This window comes from Plantactinospora solaniradicis (assembly GCF_042658085.1).
In the GTDB taxonomy this organism is placed as follows: Bacteria; Actinomycetota; Actinomycetes; order Mycobacteriales; family Micromonosporaceae; genus Plantactinospora; species Plantactinospora solaniradicis.
The window spans coordinates 342,691-358,270 of the sequence record NZ_JBHSPR010000037.1; the positions used below are offsets into that span (position 1 = coordinate 342,691).

Below are 15,580 nucleotides of genomic sequence, written 5' to 3' on the forward strand. Positions count from 1 at the left end.
CAGAGGGGAAACCGCCGGTGCAGCAGGTACGAATCGCGGATCGTTACCTGCTGCTGGACACCGTCGGCAGCGGCGGAATGGGGCGGATCTGGCTGGCCCGGGACGAGATGCTGCACCGCTCCGTAGCGATGAAGCAGGTCGTCCCGCCGAACTGGATGACCCCGGAGGAGCGCCACGAGTTGCGGGCCCGGACCCTGCGGGAGGCCCGGACCGCGGCCCGGCTGAACCACCCCAACGTGGTACGGATCTACGACGTCGTGCACTCCGACGAGTGCCCCTGGATCGTGATGGAGTACGTCCCGTCCCGCTCCGTGCAGCAGGCACTCGACGCGGACGGCCCACTCACCCCGCTGCGGACGGCCGAGGTCGGCCTCGCCGTGCTGGCCGCGTTGCGCGAGGCGCACCGCAACGGGGTGCTGCACCGGGACGTCAAGCCGCACAACGTACTGATCGCCGACGACGGCCGGGTGGTGCTCACCGACTTCGGCCTGGCCACCGTGGACGGCGGTGACGGTGCGCTGACCCGGGACGGCGTCGTGCTCGGCTCCCCGCAGTACGTCTCCCCGGAGCGGGCCGCCAGCGGCTCGTCCACCGTCGAGTCGGACCTGTGGTCGCTGGGCGCCACCCTGTACGCCGCCGTGGAGGGCCGGTCGCCGTACCGCCGGCCGACCACGATGGCCACGCTGACCGCGCTCGCCGTGGCACCGCCGGACCCCACCAGGCTGGCCGGTCCGCTCCGGCCGGTACTGAACGGGCTGCTCCGCCGGGATCCACGGCAGCGGCTGACCGCCGACGAGGTCGAGCGGCTGCTGCGCCGGATCACCGAGCCGCCGCCCGCCCGGTCCGGGCGACACCCGCTCACCCTGGCCCGTACCCTCGCCCGCCGACCGCCGGTCACTCCGCAGTCCGTCCAGCCCGGTCCCGACGATCTGGCCGACGCGGAGCCGGATCAGCGGCAACAGCCGAAGCAGCGTCGCCCGCCCAACCAACGCCCCCAGCCCGGACAGCGTCCCCAGCCGAACCAACGACTCCGGCCGAACCAGCCACTCACACCGAACCAGCCACTCACACCGAACCGGCGCGACGAACCGGATCGGCACGACGAACCGGATCGGCACGACGAACCGGGTCGGCACGGTGGGCCGGGTCAGCACGGTGGGCCGGGTCAGCACGGTGGACCGGGTCAGCACGGTGGACCGGCCCGGGGCGGCGGCCCGAACCGGCCCGGTGATCGGGATGGGTCCGACGCCCCGGACCGGACCGGCGGACCGGACCAACGGGCCGAGCCGCCGCCGCACCGGGTCTTCGGCACCCGCCGTACTCCGGACCGGCTGCCGGCGGCGGAACAGCCCGACCGGCAGGGTCGCTCCGGCCAGCCGGTCGACCGGTCGGGGCGAGCCGCCGGCGGGCGTCGACGCGGCTGGCGCGCCTGGTGGGTGTTGGCAACGGCCGGGACGCTCGCCGTGCTGACCGGGATCGGCGCCGGCGTGATGCTGTGGAACCAACGCGGCGACGGAGCCCCGTCCGAGGTCGCCGGATCCCGCGGGCCGACCGTGCAGGTGCCGGCCGCGTTTCCCTGCGCTCCGCCGCCGAAGCAGAGCAGCACGGTGACCGCCGCGCCGCATCCGCCGAACGAGCGCTTCGGACTCATCGAGAACTGGACCTGGTACACCGACCCGTCCGGCTTCCGGATCGCCGTCCCGATCGGATGGCGCCGGTACGCCGACGGCCCGGTCACCTGCTTCCGGGAGCCGGTGGCCGGTACCGCCCGGATGTTGAGCATCGATCCGACCACTCCGGCGACCCGGGACGCGGAGGCGTACTGGCTCGCGGAGGAGAGGCGCCTGCTCGGGCGCGGTGCGCTGACCGGTTACGAACAGGTCGCCATCGGACCGTTGGACATCGGGGCCGGCGGTGCGACCTGGGAGTGTCGCTGGACCAACGCCCTCGGCGACCGGGTGCAGACCGCCCGAATGCTGATCAACACGTCTTCCCGGCGGGCATACACGGTGTCCTGGTTGACCCGGGAGTTCGACTGGGGGGTCAACCAGAGCTATCTGCGGATGTTGCAGACAAGTTTCCGACCGGCCGCCTGATCCGACCCCGTCCGGGTCCGTGCCGGCCCGTTACCGGGGCGGTCCCGACGATCTCGCGGCGACACGCCGGGGATCACCGGCCGGTGCCCCTCCCGGCCGGCGTACGCGCCGCCGTCGGCGGGCCCAGGACCACCCGCGACACCCACTCTGAGCTGCGGATGAACGTGATCTTCTGTCGCGTTCGGCGCGGCTGTGCCAGGCCGACGGTCCGGTCCGGAACGACCCGGACAGCACTGTGGATCAAACGGTGATTGCCTGCCGATCCGCCGTTTGGCACAGTGGCGGAGCCATGTGGATGCTCCAGGGGGAGGACGTACGAAAATGATGGGGCCATCCCATGCATTGTCCGGTGCTGCGGTCTGGTTGGCCGGGTCCTGGGCACTGAACCAGTTCGCCGGCTACGAGCAGTCGCCACTGGCGATCGCGGTCGGCACGGCGGTCTGCGCGGGCGGGGCGCTCTTTCCCGACCTCGACATGTCGGGCAAGGTCACCCGCAACCAGGGTGGCGCCACCGTCGCCCGCACCTTCGGCGTGGTGTCGCTGTTCTTCGCCGAGGTGATGGAGAAGATCTCCCTCGGCGTCTACCACGCCACCAAGCTGAGCAAGGATCCGCACCGCAACAACGGTCACCGCACCCTGACCCACACCCTCCCGTTCACCGCGCTGGTCGGCTGGGGCACGACCGCCCTCTGCACCGCGTACGGGAAGTGGGCGGTGATCGGCATCCTCTTCTTCATGATCGGATTGGCCCTGCGCGGCCTGTTCGACGAGTGGGCGAAGCGGGCCGGCTGGGTGATCGTCACGATAGTGTCGCTGGCGGCGGCCTACTTCACCTTCCTGCACCTGCCGGGCGACCGGGGCTACCCGATGCTGGGTCTGGCGGTCGGCGTCGGCTGTTTCGTGCACATCATGGGCGACATCATCACCAGCGCCGGTGTGCCGATCCTCTGGCCGATCCCGATCAAGCGTCGGATGTGGATGATGATCGGCATCCCGAACAAGATCGCCGTCAAGGTGGGCGGCAAGGTGGAGACGGTCGTACTGCGCGGCGTCTTCACCGTGGTCTCCGTGCTCGCCACGGCTGGCCTGCTGGCGCCGTCGGTGCTCCGGAGGTTCAACATCGAGGTCTGACCGACCGGGCTGCCGCCGGTCCGCGCTCGTCGGTCGGTCAGACCGCGACCCGCTGGGCCGGCACCGGCACGGTCAGTCCCCAGGCGGCGAGCAGTTCGGGGGTGTTCGCCCGGCTGCCGTCCGCCACGGTGTCACAGGCGATGTCGACGATCTCGTCCTTGTGCGCCATCAGGTAGGGGCGGGCACCGACGTCGGCGTTGGCCAGTGCGGCGATGCCGGCCCAGTGCCGGCGACCGAAGAGCATCGGATAGCCGCGCAACCCCTCGTAGGTGGCGCAGACCAGCGCCTCGGGGTAGGGCAGCGCCGCCACCCGGCGGACCGCCGCCGTGCTCAGGCCCGGCATGTCCACCGGAACCACCACCACCGCCTCGATCCGGGGATCGGGCAGGGCGTCCAGGCCGAGTCGGATCGATGATCCGATTCCGGTGCCCCAGGACCGGTTCACGACCACCATCGTCCCGGAGAGGTCGGCGGTCGCCCGGACCTGGTCGGCCGCGGCGCCGAGCACAACGACCAACGGTCCGCACCCCGCCTCGCGCATGGTGTCGAGCACGTGGTTCACCAGGGGTCGCTTCCCCTGGTGCAGCAACGCCTCCGGGCCACCGATCCGGCGTCCCCCGCCCGCGGCGATGATCATTCCTGCGATCCGACTCAGCTGCGTCACCTTCCGCCTGTCGTGCGACCCCCTCGCACGCACACCGGACCCAACGAGCGGATGTCAACCAGGTATCGGCACTAAACGGACTAATTTGGAGTTATGCCGCATCGGCGTAGCAGTCCACCACCGAGACGTCGAGCGGAAACCGGACCGGGCTGTCGCCGAACAACAACCGCCCCGCCTGCGCCGCCGCCTCGTGCACCAGGGCGGTCACCTGGTCGGCCAGCTCCGCCGGGCAGTGCACCAGCACCTCGTCGTGCTGAAAGAAGACCAGCTCGGCGCCGCCGGACCCGGCGAGTCCCGCCCCGAGGCCGACAAGCCCGTTGCGCAGCCCGGCCAGCAGGGTCAGCGCCCACTCCGCCGCCGTGGCCTGGATGACGAAGTTACGGGTGAACCGGCCCCGGGCCCGCGCGGCTGCCCGGGCCCGGGGCCCGAACGGATCACCGCCGGCCGACTCGACGACCGGTCCCTCGCCCTCCTCCGAGTCCCGGACCGAGACCGAGGACGGCGGACAGGTACGCCCGAGCCAGGAACGCACCAGCCCGCCGCCCTCCCCGGTCCGCGCCGCCGCCTCGACGTACTCGAAGGCGGTCGGATAGCTACGCCGGAGCACGGCCAGCGCGGGAATGGCCTCGCCACCCGTCTGCCCGTACATGGCGCCGAGCAGGGCCAGCTTGGCCCGGGACCGGTCACCGCCGAAGCTGTCCCGGGCCAACGCGGCGTACAGGTCACCGGACCCAGCGGCAGCGGCCAGCCGGGCGTCACCGGAGACCGCCGCCAGCACCCGGGGCTCCAACTGGCCGGCGTCGGCGACCACGAACCGCCAACCCGGATCGGCCCGAACGGCCCGGCGGACCACCTTCGGGATCTGCAACGCCCCGCCGCCCCGGGTCGCCCAGCGGCCGGAGACCACCCCGGCCGGTACGTACTCCGGGCGGAACCGGCCGCCCCGGACCCATGCCTCCCGCCAGGCCCAGCCGTGCGCGGTCCAGATCCGGTACAGCTCCTTGTATTCGAGCAGCAGCGGCACCGCCGGATGATCCACACCCCGCAATACCCAGGCCCGGGTGTTGGGCAGGTCGAATCCGGCCCGGGCGAAGGCGCGGAGCAGTTCAGCCGGCGACTCGGCGTGCAGCTGACGTACGCCGAACGCCGCCGCGATCCGCGCGGACAGCTCGGCGAGCCGGCGGGGCGGCCCACCCATCGGCGACGGCTCACCGAGCAGCTCGACCAGGAGCGCGTCGTGTACGTCGGCCCGCCACGGCAGCCCGGTCGCGCCCATCTCGGCGGCGATCAGGGCACCGGCCGACTCGGCCGCGACCAGCAGCCGGAACCGGCCCGGATGCGCGGTCGCGGCGATCCGGGCCTGCTGGTCGGCGTACACCCGGACCAGCGCGTCGAGCCCGAGCGGAGGCGGCCCGGAGACCACCTCGAAGAGCGCGCCCTGGCCGTCGCCGGGCGGCGCCGCGGCCCGGGGCGGCGGATCGGCCGGCACCGGCGCACCCGTCAGCCGGGCCCATGCCGCGGGCAGCCCGCGCGGCTCGCCCCAGCGCCCGGCCTGGCCGAGCAGCAGCGCCTCGGTCAGTTCGACGTCGTGGCACCGGTCCACCCGGACGCCCCGGCGCAGCAGCCCCGGATAGGTCGCGGCGGTGGAGGCCCAGAGCCAGCGCGGCGATTCGCCCGGCTTCCGGGCGGCGGTCTCCCGGGCGGCGACCGCCGCACCGAGGTCGCCGACCCGCTCGGCGGGACCGGCGAGCCGGCCGTCCGGAAGCAGCGACTGGAGGAGACCCCCGTCGCCGTCCTCGTCCCGCACCACCGCCACCAGCACGCCGACGATTCTGCCCGCCCCGTCCGACATCCCCGCCGGCATCCCCGGTGCGGTCAGCGCTGCCCCGGCTCGGGCTCCGCCGGGCGGTCCCCGTCGGAGCGCAGTCGGGCATGCAGGTGTACGTCGTGCCAGCCGTCCGCGTGCAGCATCGCCTGCCGCAGTACCCCCTCGGTCCGGTAGCCCACCTTGCCGGCCACCCGGCAGGAGGCCCGGTTCCGGGTCGAGTGCAGCAGGACGAGCCGGTGGATGCCGAGGGTGTCGAAGGCCCAGCGGGTCAGCGCGGTGACCGCCCGCCCGGCGACGCCCGCGCCCCGGGCGGCGGGCAGCACCCAGTAGGAGAGTTCGGCGCTTCCCTCGACCAGGGTGACGTTGCGCAGTCCGACCTGGCCGACCGGCCGGTCCACGGGCCCGTCGACGAGAGCCCAGCTCGCGTCGGTCTCCGCCGCCCAGCGGGCCGGCCACTGGGCCGTCCAGTCCCGCGCCTCGGCGTCGGTGTCCAGCCGACGCATGTGCCACCGCTGGATCTCGGGACAGTCGAACGCGGCTCGTACGGTCGCGGCGTCGTCCACGCGCCACGGCCGCAGGCGCAGCCCGCCCTCGGCGGCGAGGTGGGGCTGGCGGAGGGAGTGCAGCGAGCCGGCGGGCAGCACTGGCGGGACGAGCGATGGCATCCGTTAATGATGACTACTCGGTGACCTCAATTGGCGTGCTCGATCTGTCGGTCAGATCGACGGCGTACGTCTGGCCCACGAGGTCGTGCCCGAAGCTGTGGTGGGCCTCCTGCCGGGTGAGCCTGAATCCCCGCTGGAGATAGACGTGCCGAGCCGCGGCCAGCACGTCGTTGGTCCACAGCTGCATCCGCGAGTAACCGGCGGCTCGGGCGAACTCCATGCACGTGTCGACCAGTTGGCCGCCGAGGCGGTAACCGCGCCCGTCGGGGTGCACCAGCAGGATGCGCAGTTTCGCGGTAGCACCTTCGGCGTCGCCGCCGACGCAGAAGACGCATCCGACGCGGCGGCCGTCGACTTCGGCGATCCACGCGGCTTCCCGACCGGGGTCGTGGTCGGTGGCATAGTCCGCCACGATGCGGGCGACAAGGGCCTCGAAACTGGAGTCCCAACCGAACTCGGTCGCGTACACCTCCCCGTGCGCCATGACCACCCAGCCCAGATCGCCGGGCTGCCCCAGGGGCCGGATCAACGCTTGCCTACCTTCTCCGTCGGCCATATCCGTCCTCACCTGCCTGCACCCGACGCACTGAAACGACTGTTTCAGTATGTCAGACTAGCCTCATGACCGGTGACGGCCCACCCCGTTCGGCGCGGCAGGCGGAGTTGCTCGACCTCGCGTACCGGTACGCCCTGGAGCACGGCCTGGCCGACCTGTCGCTGCGGCCCCTGGCCACCGCCGTGGGATCCAGCCCTCGTGTCCTGCTGTACCTGTTCGGCAGCAAGGAAGGGCTGGTGCGGGCTCTGCTGGCCCGCGCCCGTGCCGATGAACTGGACCTGCTGGCGCGCCTGCGCGAAGCGAGCACCGAGAAGCGCCCGACCGGGTTGCACGTCGTGGCCGCGGAGGTCTGGACGTGGCTGGCCAACGAGGACCACCGGGCTCTGCTCACCCTCTGGGTCGAGGGTTACGCCCGGTCCCTGGTCGACCCGGACGGTCCATGGGCCGGGTTCGCCCGCGCCACCGTCGAGGACTGGCTCCAGGTGCTCGCCGCCGCCCAACCGCCGCAGGAGCGGCACACCCCGGTCGGTGTCGCCCGGCGCACCCTCGTGCTCGGCGTTCTGCGTGGAGCCCTGCTCGACCTGCTCGCCACCGGGGACGTCGAACGCACCACGGCCGCGGTCCACCACCAACTCGCCAGCCTCGGCCGCCATCGTCAACACGACGACGCACCGCCGCCACGGCCGGACGGCGAGCCCCGGTACGGCTGACGGGCCCGACAGACCCGCCACCGGGTCGACCTGAGGCCACGCCGCGGGCCCGTCGGATCCGCACGTCCCCGCCATCCAGCGAGCGGCCCCGATCTCCTCGTGAGAGATCGGGGCCGGTCTGGTGGTCGGCCGGTGGCCGGTTTCCCCGCGGGTGCCGCAGCGGTCCGGCCGGCCGAGGACTACTTGAGGGCGCCGGCGGTGAGGCCGCCCTGGATCTGCCGCTGGAAGATGCCGTAGACGAGGATCATCGGCAGGATCGCCATGGTCAGCGCCGCGAACAGCCCGGACCAGTCCGCCTCGTACCCGGCGTTGGTCGAGATGTCGGCGATGCCCTGGGTGAGCACCCACTTGTCCTCGGCGTTGGAGAGCAGCACCAGCGGGAGCTGGTACTGCGACCACTGCCCGATGATGTTGAAGATCCCGACGCTGATCAGGCCGGGCTTGGCCATCGGCAGCATCACCTGGAAGAACAGTCGGGTGTGCGAGCAGCCGTCGATCATGCCGGCCTCGGCCACCGACGTCGGCAGGGTCTTGAAGAACGCCGCCAGGAAGAAGACCGTGAACGGCAGCGAGTAGGCGATGTACACCAGGACCAGCCCGGTGTGCGTGTTGAGCAGTCCGAGGTTGTCCACCACGAAGAAGAGCGGCACCAGCGCCAGGAACACCGGGAACGCCAGCCCGGAGACGAACAGGTAGTAGATGAACCGGTTGCCGACGAACTTGTAGCGGGCCAGTACGTAGGCGGCCATCGAGCCCAGCAGCATGGTGCCGGCGACACCGCAGCTCACCACGATCACGCTGTTGACGAAGAACTTGCCGACCCGGGCCTGGGTCCAGGCCCGGCTCCAGTTCTCCCAGCGCAGCTCGGCGGGCAGGGTCCAGGGGCTGCTGAAGATCTCCGTGGTGTTCTTGAACGAGGCCAGGAAGGTCCACAGGATCGGGACGATGACGATCACCGCCCACACCACCAGGGCCACGTGGCCCAGGCGGGAGAGCAGCCGTACCTCGGACTTCACCCGACGGTCCCGGCCCTTGCGGGTTCCGGCGGTCAGCTTCCGGGTTCCCGGGCCGGGCGCCGGGCGGTCGGTCTTCGTCGTCATGTGCGGTCCCATCTCAGTACTCGATGCTCTCCCGCTTGGACACCCGCAGCGTCAGGGCCGCGAACGTGAGGGTCAGGAAGAACAGCGCCACACCCATCGCCGAGGCGTACCCGAATCGGCTGTAGGTGAAGGCGTTGCGGTAGATCTCCACCGCCAGCACGGTGGTGGCCCCGTCCGGGCCACCGCTGTCGACGGAGAGCACCGCGACGATGGCGAAGCAGTCGAACGCCGCGATGCCCAGGTAGACCCAGGCCACCTGGAGGGTGTCCCAGAGCAGTGGCAGCGTCACCCGGAAGAAGAGCGTGACGCGGGTGGCGCCGTCCATCTCGGCGGCCTCGTAGATCTCGGTCGGGATCGACGCCATCCCGGCCGAGAAGAGCACCACGTAGAAGCCGACCGCCTGCCAGACCAGCACCCCGATGATCGACCACAGGGCGAGGTTGGGGTTGATCAGGAAGAAGACCGGATCGAGTCCGAGCTTCATCAACACGCCGTTGATCAGGCCGGACTCGTTCGGCCGGTAGACCATCTGGAACAGAACCGCGATGATCGCCACCGCGAGGACCTGGGGGAAGAAGAACACCACCCGGTAGAACCCGGATCCCCGGACCCCGACCCGCTGCCCGCTGCGGCTGCCACCGCCGACGTTCAGCATGAACGCGAAGTACAGCGCGATGGCGATGGTGATCAGCGGCAGGGCAAGCAGCAGTATCCCGTGGTGCTGGACCGCCTTCCAGAAGGCCTCGTCCTGGAACAGCCTCTGGAAGTTGTCGAAACCGACCCATTCCGGCTTCCCGACGCCGCGCCAGTTGGTCATCGCGAGCTGGAACGCCTGGGCGTACGGCGCGATCACGAAGACCGAGTACAGCGCGACCGGGAGGAACAGAAAGCCGATCACGAACAGGTACGTACGCCAGCGCGCCTTCAGGACCGTGAGCTTGCCCCGCCGCATGATCACTCCGCTCCGGTCAGCGCTTGAACTTGGCGACGCTGCTGTCGCTCTTGATGGCGTCCGCGCGCTTCTGAATCCGCTCGGCCCACTGCTCGGCCGAGGCGCGACCGAACATCAGCTCGTTGGTCGCCGTCCGGGCCTCAGTGTCCAGCTCCTTGTACCAGTTGTCGAACATCATGTTGAAGACGTTCGCACCGGCGGCCTTCAGCGCGGCCTGCGAGCTGGCCACCCCCGGCGGGAACTGGTAGCCCTCGCTGCCGGCCGGCACCACGGTGGCTGCCCCGACGGTCTCGGTGAAGCCCCGGGCACCCGCCTTGGAGAGCATCTGGCGCATGTACTCCATGCCGCCGCGCGGGTTCTTGCTCTTGGCCGAGACGAAGTACCCCTCACCACCGGCGGCCCGGATCGCACCGGCCGGCAGCTTGTCCGAGGCGGTCAGGCTGGGCACCGCCATGAGCTGGTACTCGAAGCCGGCCGGCGTGTCCTTCTTCTGCTCGTTCTCCAGCCAGTCGCCGCTGGGGTAGAAGGCGAGCTTGCCCTGGTTCTGCCGCAGCTGGACGTCGGTGTGCTTGAGCCCCTCGAAGCTCTTGTCGCCGTACTTGGCGCCGATCTCGGCCCAGGCCTTGGCCGAGGAGATGACCGCCTCGGCCTTCCACGCGTCGGCCTCGAGGTTGTCGATGTTCTTCAGTACGTCCGGCCCGCCGACCTTGGCGGCCTGGGTGAGGATGACGTTCCACATGTAGTAGGCCGCGTTCGCCCCGGCGTAGCCGAACGGGGTGATGCCCTTGCCCTTGATCTGCTCGCAGAGCGCGGTGAACTGCTCCCAGGTGGTGGGGGCGGTCCAGCCGTTGTCCTTGAACAGCTTGCCGGAGTACCAGATGCCGTACACGGTCGAGACGTAGTACAGCACGTACGGCTTGCGCGAACCGTCGGCGGTGCTGAACATGCCCTGCTCGACGACGCCGGGGATGAGGGTGTCCCGGACCTTCTTGTTCGGGTCGTCGACCGACGGCGCGTCCCACAGCTCGGTCAGGTCCTGCATCTGACCGTCGGCGACCAGCGCGCCGAAGTCGAGGAACTTCTCCCCCGAGTTGTTGACGAACTCCGGCGGGTCACCGGCCGCGAACCTCGGCTGGAGCACCGTGGAGACCGCCTGGGTCGCCTGGTGCTTGATCTCGGCCTTGGGGAAGGCCGTCTTGTACAACTTCTCGTGGACGTCGGTGGCGTACTTCTCGCCGTAGCCGCCGTTGAAGATGATGATCTCCAGCGCGGCGTCTTCCTTGACTCCGAGCGGGTTGGTGGCGCTCTTGGTGCCGGTGTCCTGGTCGGTGCTGCCCTCGTCGTCGCCACCACTGGTGGCGCAGGCGCTGAGCAGTCCGGCGGCCGGAGTGGCCAGCAGTCCGGCGGCGGCGGCCCGGCGCAGCACCGTACGCCGGCTGGCGCCCAGCGCGGCCGGCAGGCCCGCTCCGGTGGTGGCCGACGGATCAACGCGGTCCGACGTGTGGTCGGGGCTTGCGGACATCTTCATCTCCTCAGTTGAGAATCGGGTCGGATCAGCCGGACGGATCCGGATGACCTGGACCTGCCAGCGGTGCGGTAGCTCGTCCCCGCCGGGGACGATCGGGCCAGCGGCAGATAGGGGTGCCTCCGACCCGACGTTGAACCGTCGGACGCGCCGGCCGGTGCCGGCCCGCCCGTCGCGGTCGGGCACCGGTCGGCCGGGCGGGGCCCGCCGGCACCGGTGGCATGCCGGTCGTGGAAGTTCGATGGAAGGTTCACTGCCGCGCCTCCTTCGCCGCCTTGTGCCCACCGACGGCCTGGGCCGTCCGCTGGAACGCGGCGTGGGCCCGGTCGTAGGTCCGCTGGGCGACGGCGATGTAGAGCAGGTCGAGCACGACGAGTTGCGGGTGCCGGGCGGAGAGTCCGTCCGGCCGGAAGGTGGTCGCCTGGCTGGCGGTGAGCAGGACGATGTCGGCCAGTTCGGCCAGTGGCGAGCGGGCGAAGCCGGTCAGCGCCACCGTGACGGCGCCGTGGCTGCCCGCCTCGGCGAGGGTCTCGATCGTCTCCCGGGTCTGCCCGGTGTGCGAGATGCCCAGGGCCACGTCGCCGCTGCGGAGCAGCGCCGCGCCGGCCAGCCCCTCGTGTACGTCGTTCCAGGCCCACGCCGCGACGCCGATCCGGTGCAGGCTGAACTGCATCTCCTCGCCGACCAGGGCGCTGCCGCTGGCGCCGAAGATGTTGACCCGGGACGCCCCGGCGATCGCCTCGGCGGCCCGTTCCACCTCGCCCAGGTCCAGCAGCGTGGCGGTGTCGTGCATGGCCTGGGTGTCCGCCGCGATGATCTGGCCGAGCACCCGCTCCAGCGGGTCGGTCGGCTGGATCTCCCGTCCGATGTCGACGGTCCAGCCGGCGGTGTGCGCCCGGCCGGTCTCGGCGGCGATGCCGAGCCGGAGGTCGGCGTAGCCCTCGAAGCCCATCGCCCGGCAGAACCGGGTGACGGTGGCCGGGGAGGTGCCGCTGCGCTCGGCCAGCTCGACGATCGTCGCCCGGGCGGCGGCGGCCGGATCGCTGAGCACCTGCTCGGCGACCCGCTGCAACGCACCGGTGAACTCGGTCAGCCGGGCCCGGACCCGGACCAGCACGCTGTCCGCGGGCGACAGCCCGGCGGCGGCCCGGCGGTCGGGCTCGGCGTCGACCACCGCGGTCCCCGCGATGGTGTCCGCCTTCTGCTCGACCATGGGCACGCCTTTCAAAAAAGGAAGTTAACTGTTAGTGGTAAAAGTTCTTACTAAAGCCCCCTCCTTGTCAAGACGATGGGTGAAGTTTTCAAACTGTTACCTGGCTCGACCCTGATAACGATCGATCGGTGCTTGCCCGGGACAGCCGTACCGAGCAGCATGGACCCGACCCGTGGGCGCGCTGGAAGGGCTGGGCGACGAATGTCCGACGGCATGGTGGTAGGGCTCGACGTCGGCGGCACCTCGACCCGGGCCACGGTGGTCTCCCTCGCCGGTGAGCGGCTGGGCGCCGGCCGGGGCGGCGGCGGCAACCCGACCAGCCACGGCGCCGAACGGGCCGCCGAAGAGTTGCGGGTGGCCCTGTCCGCCGCCCTCGCCGGGCTCGATCCGGGCCTGGTCCGGGCCGGCACCATCGGGATGGCCGGAGTCGCCCGGCTGCTCGCCGATCCGGTGAGCCGGGACGCCTTCGACCGGATGTGGCACGACGTGGGGCTCCGCTGTCCGTACGAGATCGTCGGCGACGCCCTCGTCGCGTACGCCTCGGCGACCGCCGCGCCGGACGGCACGATCCTGATCGCCGGCACCGGGGCGATCGCCGCCGAGGTACGCGGACTCACCCTGGACCGGGTGGCCGACGGACACGGCTGGCTGCTCGGCGACGCCGGCAGCGGATTCTGGCTCGGCCGGGAGGCCGTCCGGCACGCCCTCGCCGACCTGGACCGGCACCGCCCGCTCGGCCCGCTCGGCACGCTCGTCCTCACCGAACTGCTCGGCTCCACGCAGGTCGCGGCCCGGCCACGGGACACCGTGGACGTCCTCGTCCAGACGGTGACCCGACGACCCGCCGTCGAACTGGCCGGGCTCGCCCCGCTGGTGATCCGGGCCGACCGGGAGGGTGACCCGGCCGCCGCCACGATCCTCGCCCAGGCCGCCCGGCTGCTCGCCGCCAACGTGCAGCGGATCCGGCCGGCGGACGACAGCACGCCGATCGTGCTCGGCGGCGGCCTGCTCACCGGAGACGCCCCGCTGGCCGACGCGGTACGCCCGGCGCTGGCCGCGCGGTGGCCGTCGGCACTGCTGGTCGGCGCCGGTGACGGCGCCATCGCCGCCGCCTGGCTGGCCGCCCGGACCCTGCCCGAGGTGACCGACCCGGCCGACCTGCACCGCCGGCTGATCGGCCCGACCCCGGGCCGGTGAGCTTCGCCCGCCGGTGACGGTGGCCGCCGCGCTCCGGCCCCGTACCGTCGGCGGCGCTATTTCAACTGGCCGGCGGTCAGGCCGGACTGGATCTGGCGCTGGAACACGACGTACACCGCGAGCACCGGCAGCATCGCCAGGGTGAGCCCGGCGAACAACCCGCTGAAGTCGCCCTGGTAGCCCTGGCTGACCGCCAGCGCCGACAGTCCCTGGGCTAGCACCCATTTCGACTCGTCCCCCTGCATCAGCACCTGGGGCAGGATGAACTGGTTCCACTGGCTGAGGAAGTTGAAGATCGCCACACTGATCAGACCCGGTCGCGCCATCGGCAGCATCACCCGGAAGAAGAGCCGGAAGTGTCCACAACCGTCGATCAGTGCCGCCTCGGCGACCGACGTCGGCAGGGTCCGGAAGAACGCGGTCAGGAAGAAGACCGTGAACGGCAGCGAGTACGCGGCGTAGACCAGGCTCAACCCGGTCCAGGTGTTGAACAGCCCGGCGTTGCGGACCACGAAGAACAGCGGCACCAGGGCGAGGAAGACCGGGAACATCATGCCGCCGACGAACAGGTAGTAGAAGACCTGCCGGCCCCGGAACTCGTAGCGGGCGAAGACGTACGCCGCCGTGGCGCCGAACAGCATGGTCAGGGTCAGCGAGCCGGCCACCACGATCCCGCTGTTCAGGAAGTACTGGCCGATCCGGGCCTCGGTCCAGGCCCGGGCCCAGTTCTCGAAGCGCAGCGCGGCGGGCAGCCCCCACGGATCGGAGAGGATCTCACCGTCGCTCTTGAAGGAACTGATCACGACCCAGACCAGCGGCAGCGTGGTCAGCAGCGCCCAGAGCAGCAGGAACCCGTGCGAGAAGACGTTCACCACGCCCAGATCCCGGCGGGGTGGCCGGTCGCCGGTCCGGGCCGGGCCGTCGCTGTCGGCGGCGGGCGTGGCCGGCGCGGAGGTGTCGACGGTCGTCATGAATACTCGATTCGGTCACGCCGGGCGGCCCGTAGCGCCATCACCGCCACCGACAGGGTCAGGAAGAACATCACCACGCCGATCGCCGAGGCATAGCCGAACTTGGTCTCGCTGCCGAAGGCCGTGTTGTACATCCGCAGGCCGATCACGTCGGAGGAGTGGTTGGGCCCGCCGTCGGTCATCTGCTGGATCAGGATGAACCCGTCCAGCGCGGCGATGGCCAGGTAGATCCAGGCGACCTGGACGGTGTCCCAGAGCAGCGGAATGGTGACCTTGACCAGGGTGGTGAACCGGGACGCGCCGTCGAGCATCACCGCCTCGTAGATGTCGCGCGGAATGGCCTGCATGGCCGCGCCGAAGAGCACCACGTAGAAGCCGACGTTGCTCCAGACCATCACCGCCACCACCGCCCAGAACGCGGTCCGGGGATCACCGAGCCAGGTCGGCGCCGGCAGCCCGACCGCCCGCAGCGTGGCGTTGAGCAGCCCGTTGTTCGGGTGGTAGACCTCCTTCCAGAGCAGCGCGATGATCACTACCGAGAGCACCTGCGGGAAGAAGTAGACCAGCCGGTACACCGAGGAACCGCGTACCCCGACCACGCCGGCCACGCCGCGCCGGCCGCCCATGTTGAGCATGGTGGCGAAGAACAGGCCGAGCCCGATGGTGACGACCGGCAGCATCACCAGCAGGACCAGGTTGTTCCGGACCGCGTTCCACAGCGCCCCGTCGCGCAGCAGCGTCCCGAAGTTCTCCAGACCCACGTAGTTGGCGGTCGGCGAGTAGCCCAGCCAGTCGGTGGTGGAGATCTGGAACGCCTGTAGGTACGGCGAGAGCACGAAGATGCCGTAGAGCAGCAGCGGTGGCACCAGGAAGGTGATGATCAGCGGGTACTTGCCATGTCTCACGAGAACAACATCCTGCCCACTCCACGCGGGAAGACCTGTCCCCGCGACAACCGCGTCGTGGGGGCCG

Annotated in this window: 14 protein-coding genes; 4 read left to right on the forward strand and 10 right to left on the reverse strand. The window is 71.0% G+C overall.

Annotation, left to right across the window (positions count from 1 at the left end; all coding sequences use genetic code 11):
• Positions 1-17: 17 nt before the first annotated feature.
• Positions 18-2,096, forward strand: a complete 2,079-nt coding sequence (locus ACFP2T_RS32920) for a serine/threonine-protein kinase (RefSeq protein WP_377428680.1) — start codon at positions 18-20, stop codon at positions 2,094-2,096.
• Positions 2,097-2,417: 321 nt separating this feature from the next.
• Positions 2,418-3,227, forward strand: coding sequence for a metal-dependent hydrolase (locus ACFP2T_RS32925; RefSeq protein ID WP_377428682.1), 810 nt, complete (start codon positions 2,418-2,420; stop codon positions 3,225-3,227).
• A gap of 37 nt (positions 3,228-3,264) precedes the next feature.
• On the opposite strand, the gene ACFP2T_RS32930 is transcribed toward ACFP2T_RS32925, so the two are convergent.
• The 4 genes from ACFP2T_RS32930 to ACFP2T_RS32945 all read right to left on the reverse strand — a co-directional run bounded on the left by ACFP2T_RS32930 (position 3,265) and on the right by ACFP2T_RS32945 (position 6,913).
• Positions 3,265-3,864, reverse strand: coding sequence for a nucleotidyltransferase family protein (locus tag ACFP2T_RS32930; protein ID WP_377428961.1), 600 nt, complete (start codon positions 3,862-3,864; stop codon positions 3,265-3,267).
• A 118-nt stretch (positions 3,865-3,982) separates the two neighbouring features.
• Positions 3,983-5,743: a bifunctional 3'-5' exonuclease/DNA polymerase gene (locus ACFP2T_RS32935; protein ID WP_377428684.1), complete on the reverse strand. Its 1,761-nt coding sequence runs from the start codon at positions 5,741-5,743 to the stop codon at positions 3,983-3,985.
• A gap of 23 nt (positions 5,744-5,766) precedes the next feature.
• The gene (locus ACFP2T_RS32940; RefSeq protein ID WP_377428686.1) at positions 5,767-6,384 is read right to left on the reverse strand and encodes a GNAT family N-acetyltransferase; all 618 of its coding nucleotides are present in this window, start codon (positions 6,382-6,384) and stop codon (positions 5,767-5,769) included.
• Positions 6,385-6,397: 13 nt separating this feature from the next.
• Positions 6,398-6,913, reverse strand: a complete 516-nt coding sequence (locus ACFP2T_RS32945) for a GNAT family N-acetyltransferase (protein ID WP_377428688.1) — start codon at positions 6,911-6,913, stop codon at positions 6,398-6,400.
• Between the two features lie 92 nt (positions 6,914-7,005).
• Here ACFP2T_RS32945 and ACFP2T_RS32950 point away from each other — a divergent pair, with 92 nt between their 5' ends.
• Positions 7,006-7,650, forward strand: a complete 645-nt coding sequence (locus tag ACFP2T_RS32950) for a TetR family transcriptional regulator (RefSeq protein WP_377428690.1) — start codon at positions 7,006-7,008, stop codon at positions 7,648-7,650.
• A 179-nt stretch (positions 7,651-7,829) separates the two neighbouring features.
• Here ACFP2T_RS32950 and ACFP2T_RS32955 read toward each other — a convergent pair whose 3' ends face one another.
• The 4 genes from ACFP2T_RS32955 to ACFP2T_RS32970 all read right to left on the reverse strand — a co-directional run bounded on the left by ACFP2T_RS32955 (position 7,830) and on the right by ACFP2T_RS32970 (position 12,440).
• Positions 7,830-8,750: a carbohydrate ABC transporter permease gene (locus tag ACFP2T_RS32955; protein ID WP_377428692.1), complete on the reverse strand. Its 921-nt coding sequence runs from the start codon at positions 8,748-8,750 to the stop codon at positions 7,830-7,832.
• Between the two features lie 13 nt (positions 8,751-8,763).
• Positions 8,764-9,702, reverse strand: coding sequence for a carbohydrate ABC transporter permease (locus tag ACFP2T_RS32960; protein WP_377428693.1), 939 nt, complete (start codon positions 9,700-9,702; stop codon positions 8,764-8,766).
• A 16-nt stretch (positions 9,703-9,718) separates the two neighbouring features.
• A complete protein-coding gene (gene ngcE, locus ACFP2T_RS32965; RefSeq protein ID WP_377428695.1) occupies positions 9,719-11,224 on the reverse strand; it encodes an N-acetylglucosamine/diacetylchitobiose ABC transporter substrate-binding protein in 1,506 nt (501 codons plus the stop codon).
• A 253-nt stretch (positions 11,225-11,477) separates the two neighbouring features.
• The gene (locus ACFP2T_RS32970) at positions 11,478-12,440 is read right to left on the reverse strand and encodes a MurR/RpiR family transcriptional regulator (protein WP_377428697.1); all 963 of its coding nucleotides are present in this window, start codon (positions 12,438-12,440) and stop codon (positions 11,478-11,480) included.
• Between the two features lie 201 nt (positions 12,441-12,641).
• On the opposite strand from ACFP2T_RS32970, the gene ACFP2T_RS32975 reads away from it, so the two are divergent.
• On the forward strand, positions 12,642-13,637 hold the full coding sequence (locus tag ACFP2T_RS32975) for an N-acetylglucosamine kinase (protein ID WP_377428699.1): 996 nt from the start codon (positions 12,642-12,644) through the stop codon (positions 13,635-13,637).
• Positions 13,638-13,693: 56 nt separating this feature from the next.
• Here the strand turns inward: ACFP2T_RS32975 and ACFP2T_RS32980 are convergent, their stop codons facing one another.
• Both ACFP2T_RS32980 and ACFP2T_RS32985 read right to left on the reverse strand, forming a co-directional pair.
• On the reverse strand, positions 13,694-14,608 hold the full coding sequence (locus ACFP2T_RS32980) for a carbohydrate ABC transporter permease (RefSeq protein WP_377428701.1): 915 nt from the start codon (positions 14,606-14,608) through the stop codon (positions 13,694-13,696).
• Positions 14,605-15,513, reverse strand: a complete 909-nt coding sequence (locus ACFP2T_RS32985) for a carbohydrate ABC transporter permease (protein WP_377428703.1) — start codon at positions 15,511-15,513, stop codon at positions 14,605-14,607. The genes ACFP2T_RS32980 and ACFP2T_RS32985 overlap by 4 nt, the downstream gene beginning before the upstream one ends.
• Between the last annotated feature and the right edge of the window lie 67 nt (positions 15,514-15,580).